The 5,814-nt window shown below is 67.0% G+C and carries 3 protein-coding genes; all 3 read right to left on the bottom strand.

The genetic code is table 11. The annotated features are described in order from the left end of the window. The coding region (locus GIW57_RS23510; RefSeq protein WP_236513120.1) for an outer membrane protein assembly factor BamE at positions 1–456 on the bottom strand (456 nt) is incomplete at its 3' end. Positions 457–517: 61 nt separating this feature from the next. After that, the gene (locus GIW57_RS23515) at positions 518–5,089 is read right to left on the bottom strand and encodes a YadA-like family protein (RefSeq protein ID WP_100465778.1); all 4,572 of its coding nucleotides are present in this window, start codon (positions 5,087–5,089) and stop codon (positions 518–520) included. A gap of 629 nt (positions 5,090–5,718) precedes the next feature. Next, the coding region (locus tag GIW57_RS23520) for an IS3 family transposase (RefSeq protein WP_236513122.1) at positions 5,719–5,814 on the bottom strand (96 nt) is incomplete at its 5' end.

The following is a 5,814-nucleotide window of genomic DNA, read 5'->3' on the forward strand; positions in this document are numbered from 1 at the left end:
CGGCGCCGGCGGTGGCGGTGCCGGCGGACGCGGCGGATCCAGTACGGCAGCGCACGATTCAGGCTTCCAGTAGCCACCCTGGGCGATGCCCTTGTTGTCAAAGCGCACCTGGAACTGGCAGGTGAAGTATTCGGCGCCCTGTGCGGTGCGGAAGTTGAACAGGTAGTTCCATTCGCGCACGCCCCACATGCCTTCATTGAAATGCGGGGTGCCGAGCAGCGTGTACAGCTGGCGCTTGCTCATGCCCGGCGCGAACCGGCGCAGGTCGGCGATATCCGGATAGATGCCTTCCTTCAGCGAAGCCTTGCTGGCCTCCGGGAAGGTGACGGCAGTGCTGCCGGCGGGACCGTCGGCGGCCGGTGCGTGGCTGCGGCAGGCAACCAGCAGCCCTGCGGCCAGGATCAGGCCCAGCGTGGCGGCGACGCGACCACTGCGAGCGATGCGATGCGGTTTCATGTCATTCCCCTGTAGACGTTGCGCTCTGCGCCGGGCCGCGAATGCGACCCGGCGCGGGCGATCACCACTGGATGCCGGCACCGACGGCCACACCGGCCTCGCCACGGCTGTTGGTGGAACCACTGAACTTGTAGATCCAGCGACCGCCCTCGGAAACACCGGAGATGCCCAGGGCCACGCCGGATTCGCCGTTGTAGCTGCCGGCGGCGATCGAAGCCATGTTGCGGCCGGCTTCGCTGGGCTGCGGCAGCGACGCGGTTGCCATCGCCGAGGCGATACCGGCCGAGGCACGGTTGTCGGTCTTGCGCAGATCGCGTTCGAAGCCGCCCATGCGCTCATCGGTGTAGGCCTTGGACCAGTCCAGCGTCTGCGCCATGCCCGACTTCAGCTGGTCGACATTGACCGCATCGGTACCGGCGGTGCCGGCGGCGACGTTGCGCACCGTGGTCGGGCCACTGCTGGTGCTGCCCAGGGTCACGCTGTTGTAGTTGGTGGTGCCGTTGGTGGTGGTGTCATAGCGGATCGTGCCCTGCTGCGAAGCCTGCAGCTGACGCACGTTGACCGCGTCGGTTGCCTGCGAACCATCGGCCACGTTGACCACCTGGCGTTCTGCACCGGCTGCCCCCACCGACACCGTATTGGCGCGGTTGGCGACCGAGCCTGCACCCAGCGCCACCGAGTTGTCGGCCTGCGCCTGCGAACCATTGCCCAGTGCGGTCGAGTTCGCCCCGGCGGCGGTGGAGCCGGCACCGCCTGCGGCGGAGTTGGCACCGCTGGCGGACGGATCGGCCAGGTTGTTGCTGTTGTTGGCACGGAAGCTGCCGGCGACGTTGGTGATGTTCTGGATCTTCTGGTCGGTGTAGGACTTGGACTGATCGATGGCGTAGTTCACGCCATTCTTCAGCTGGCCGACGTTGGTCGCATCGTGGTCGTCGGAGCCATCGGCCACGTGGGTGATCTTGCGCTCGCTGCCGCTGCTGCCCACCGCGACTTCACCGGACGAGTTGCTGGCCCCGGTCTGGCCGTAGGCACCGGTATAGCCGGTCTGCGCGCCGACGCTGGCCACCGAACCCGCACCCAGCGCAACACTGTTGCCTGCACTGGCATTAGCGCCGTTGCCGACCGCTACGCTGCCTGCGCCCGCTGCACTGGCCTGCGGGCCGACCGCCAGTGCTTCAGCACCGGTGGCCGTAGCCGCTGCGGCAGTGGAGTTGACCGCCAGGTACGGGCTGCCGCCGCCGTTGCTGATGCGCTGGTTGAGCACCCGCAGCGAGCCATCCACTGCGGAGAACGCCGCGGTGACGTTGCTGTAGTCGTTGCCGGTAATGGTGCCATCGGTGGCGATGGTGGAGATGTTGAAGGTCGGCGCCGTCCACAGCCCGGTGCTGCCGTTGTACATGGTGCTGCCACCGAAGTAGCTGGCCACGGTCTGGTGCGTGCTGAACAGCTGGTCGCCGGTGATGGCATCGCTGCTGCCAGCCAGGATGCTGCCGGCAGCCACGTTGGTGACTTTCACCGGTGCACCGCCGGTACCGCTGAGGGTCACGGTATCGACCACGTTGCCACTCCCGTCCACGTCGTACTTCACGGCGCGCTTGTCCAGGTCATCGGTCTGGTCGGCAACGTTGGCCAGCGAATTGCTGACCGCATCGAAGGCCGTGCCGACGTCGTTGTAACTGCCCTGGCTGACGGTGCCGTTGGCGGCGACATTGTTGAGCGTGTAGGTCGGCGCGGTGACCACGCCATTGGCGTCCACCGCAGCGCCGCCGCCGAGGTGGGTGGCCACGGTCTGGTTGGCCGCGAACAACTGCGCACCGTTGATCGCTTCGCTGCTGGCCGCGCTGATCTGGCCCGGGCCGAGGTTGCGCAGCGTGGTGGCCGTACCGGACTGGCCGAGCGTGGCGCTGCCATAGTTGACACTGCCGTCGCCGTTGAGATCGTAGCGCAGCGCGCCCTCTTCCGAGGCCTGCAACTGGCCCAGGTTGACCGCATCGGTGCTGGCGGTACCGGCGGCGACGTTGGTGACCTGGCGTTCGGCGCCTGCGGCACCGACCGACACGCTGTTGGCACGATCGGCCAGGCTGCCGGCGCCGACGGCGATGGCGTTGGCTGCAGTTGCGCTGGCGCCGGCACCGACGGCGATCGATTCGGCGCCGCTGGCCACGGCTTCGGCACCGGTCGAATTCACCCGCAGGTACTTGGTGCCGGTGTTGCGGATGTCGTTGATCTGCGTGTTGAGGTTGACCAGCGAGCCGTCCACGGCATCGAAGGCGTCGGTGACGTTGTCATACAGCCCCGAGGCCACGGCGCCGCCGGTGGAGATGGTGCTGATCTCGAACAGCGGTGCGGTGAAGGTGCTGGTGAGCGGATCGAATGCTGCGCGTCCGCCAAAGAACTTTGCCATGGTGTCGTTGCTGGCGAACAGCTGCGCACCGTTGACCGCCTCGCTGCTGGTGGCGTTGACCGCGCCGGCCGCCAGGTTGCCGATGGTGGTCGTGCCGGTGCCATTGCCGAGGGTGACACGGCGGTAGTTGGGGTTGCCGGCACCATCCAGGTCATAGGTGACCGCCGCTGCGCCAACCGCATCGATCTGGCTGATCGCGCCCTTCAGCTGGGCCACGTTGACCGCATCGGTGTTGGCGCTGCCGGCCGCCAGGTTGGTGATCTGCCGCTCACCGCCACCGGCGGTGCCTACTGACACCTCGCCAGCGGACACCTGTGCGGTGGTCAGGCCGTAGGCGCTGTAGCTGGCCTGGGCGCCGCGCAGTGCAGCCGAGCGGTAACCCAAAGCCACCGAATTGGCTTGGTTGGACGTGCTCTCTGCGCCGAGCAGGGTCTGCCCGTTGGCGGTGCCGCTGGCACTGTCGCCGACCACCACCGAGTGCCCCATGCGTGCTGCGTAGTCGGCAGTGGGAACGCCGGTCGGATCGGTCGGATCATTGGCACCCGCGCCGGGGAAGGCCACGCTGGCATCGACCTTCGGCAGCTCATGGCGGGCATTGGCGCCGATCACCACTTCCTTCGAACCGTTGGCATAAGCGCCATCGCCCATCAGCACCTGGTAGTCCTGCGCGGCGTTGACCGCCCAGCAGGAGATGTCGGCCAGGCCGATGTCCAGGCACTTGGCCGCCCAGGCCGGCGAATCCTTGGGCAGCAGCAGGCCCAGCAGGCCACCGGGATTGCCGTTGTTGATGTTGTAGATATAGCTGTCGGAGGTGACGCCGCCGATCAGGGTCAGGTGCGAGCTGCCGCCGGTGACCGCGCCACCCAGCCCATTGAGCGTGGTGCCGACCGGCGTCGCATTGACCACCGGCAGGCCCAGCACGCTGACCGTGGAATAGGTCTGCATGACGTTGGCGGTGCTGAGCTTGAGGTTGCCGTTGGACAGGTAGCCGGTGCCGCCGAACAGGCTGGCAGTGGTCGGGCCGAGCAGTTCGGTGACACCACCCACCAGGCCACCAGTGCCGATCACCAGGCCCGCATTCGGGTCGGCGGCGGCGGGCGCCTTCGGGCTGGTCGGCGGAATGGCCGACGGTGAGGTCAGGCCAAGGCTGCCCAGGGTGTTGCCGACCAGGCCGCCGACGGCCCCGCCGAGGTTGTTGACGGTGCCGGACAGATCGCCGTTGAGCAGGCTGCCCACTGCACTGCCAACACCATTCAGCGCAGTACCGACGCCGTTGAGCAGGCCGCCCAGGCCGAGCGCGCTGTTCTGTGCGGCGACGGTTGCGGTGCCGGCCAGTTTCAGATTGCGATCGGCGACGAGTTCTTCGCCATCCTTGCCCTGCACGCGCACCTTGCCTGCCACACCGGCATCGAAGGCGGCGGTGATCGCGCGGTCATCGGTGTCGCCCGGCAGCTCTTCCTTGGCCGGCAGTGTGACCGCGGCGGTGGCACCGGCCTGGCCTTGTCCTTCGATGTGGTTGCCGGCCACGACCAGCTGCGAATCGACCTTGCCGTCGACGGCTGCTTTCAATCCGCTCGGCGTTGCACTTACTGCGGTAGCAACGTGGCTGCCGGCATCGACGCTGGCAACCGGCGTACCGGCGATGCCGACGTTGGCCTTTGCTGCCGCATTGGCAGACAGACCCAATGGTGCCTGCGCGGCCGGTGCGACGTTCGCGGCAAGCGCGGCATCGACGCGGGTGGCGGCTGCGTTGCCGACGCCGATGTTGGCGCGTACGTCGGCGCCAAGCGCCGGTGCGGGCACCTGGTGCGGCGTGGCACCGGCCGCGAGCTTGACCTGCACGGTGGCCGGCAGGACGTCGCGCACGACCGGCAGCGAGGTCGTGCTCAGCTGCAGGCCGACACGTGCGTTCGCACTGATCGCCGGGTTGGCCTGGGCCTGCCGTGCGGCCGCCGCCAGCGCCACTTCGGCATCGACCTTCACCGGCATCGGCTGGGTGTACTTGGCCGCCAGCGCCTGCAGGTCGCGCAGCGATTGGCTGGACTCCGTTGCCGCCGCGGGTCCGCTGGCCAGCACGCACAGCAGCGCCAGGGCGAGGGTACTGGGCACCAGAAGGCTGGCGCGACGGTCGCGTGGTGCGGTACCACCACTATCGCCAGTGGCCAGTTCCGAGGCCACAACCAGAGCATTGAGCTGGCGGTTCCATACACGCCGGTAGATGCGGTTCATGATCATTTCCCCCGTAGGCGGACAACTTGAATGTCAGTGGACTTGCCGTTAGGCAGGTGACTGACATTTCGCGCCTTTCAGCGAGGGCTGAACACTTCATTCCGGCAGGGCAATCGCGCATTCCGGCAAATCCACGGCCGGATTCGGCAGCCAGATATGCAAATCCGGCAGGGAGGGCTGGCCGGGCTGCGCCCGGCACCCGCAGAGGCGCAAACCAAAGCTAAAGCAAAAGCAATAGCCGGCTCTGGGTTTTCTGTCGGTTGGCGGGGCAGTGTGGGCTTGCAGGACACGCCGTAAACCCATCCCTGGGGGCTCGATGGCGCCATCCATGGCGCCAACGGTCCTGCAAGCCCACACCGCCCCACCCCTGACAGTTTCCCGAGGGCGGTGGAATCTGCCGTCGTGCATTCACTGTCGACATGATCGATCTTTGATTTTCAGTGATTATTTCGATCTAAATCGAAATTGATGATCCGACTTTCCCTCGGCCGGGCATGGCCCGGCGCTACATCCAAAGCGCGCGGGAAACTGTCGAAGGCGGGGTGGGTCCGGTTGCGGGGGTGTCCGCGGCATGGATGCCGCGGCCAAGCCCCCATGGTGAAGTGACCCCCGAGAGTTGGACGGTGGGGTCAAGCGGCCGCTTGAGCCTGTTCCCGGTACTGTACCGGGCTCAGGCCCTTCAATTTCAATCTGATGCGCTCTTGGTTGTAGTACTTGATGTACTC

The sequence above is a fragment of the Stenotrophomonas sp. PA-6-5C genome (assembly GCF_021605635.1).
GTDB lineage: Bacteria > Pseudomonadota > Gammaproteobacteria > Xanthomonadales > Xanthomonadaceae > Stenotrophomonas > Stenotrophomonas lactitubi.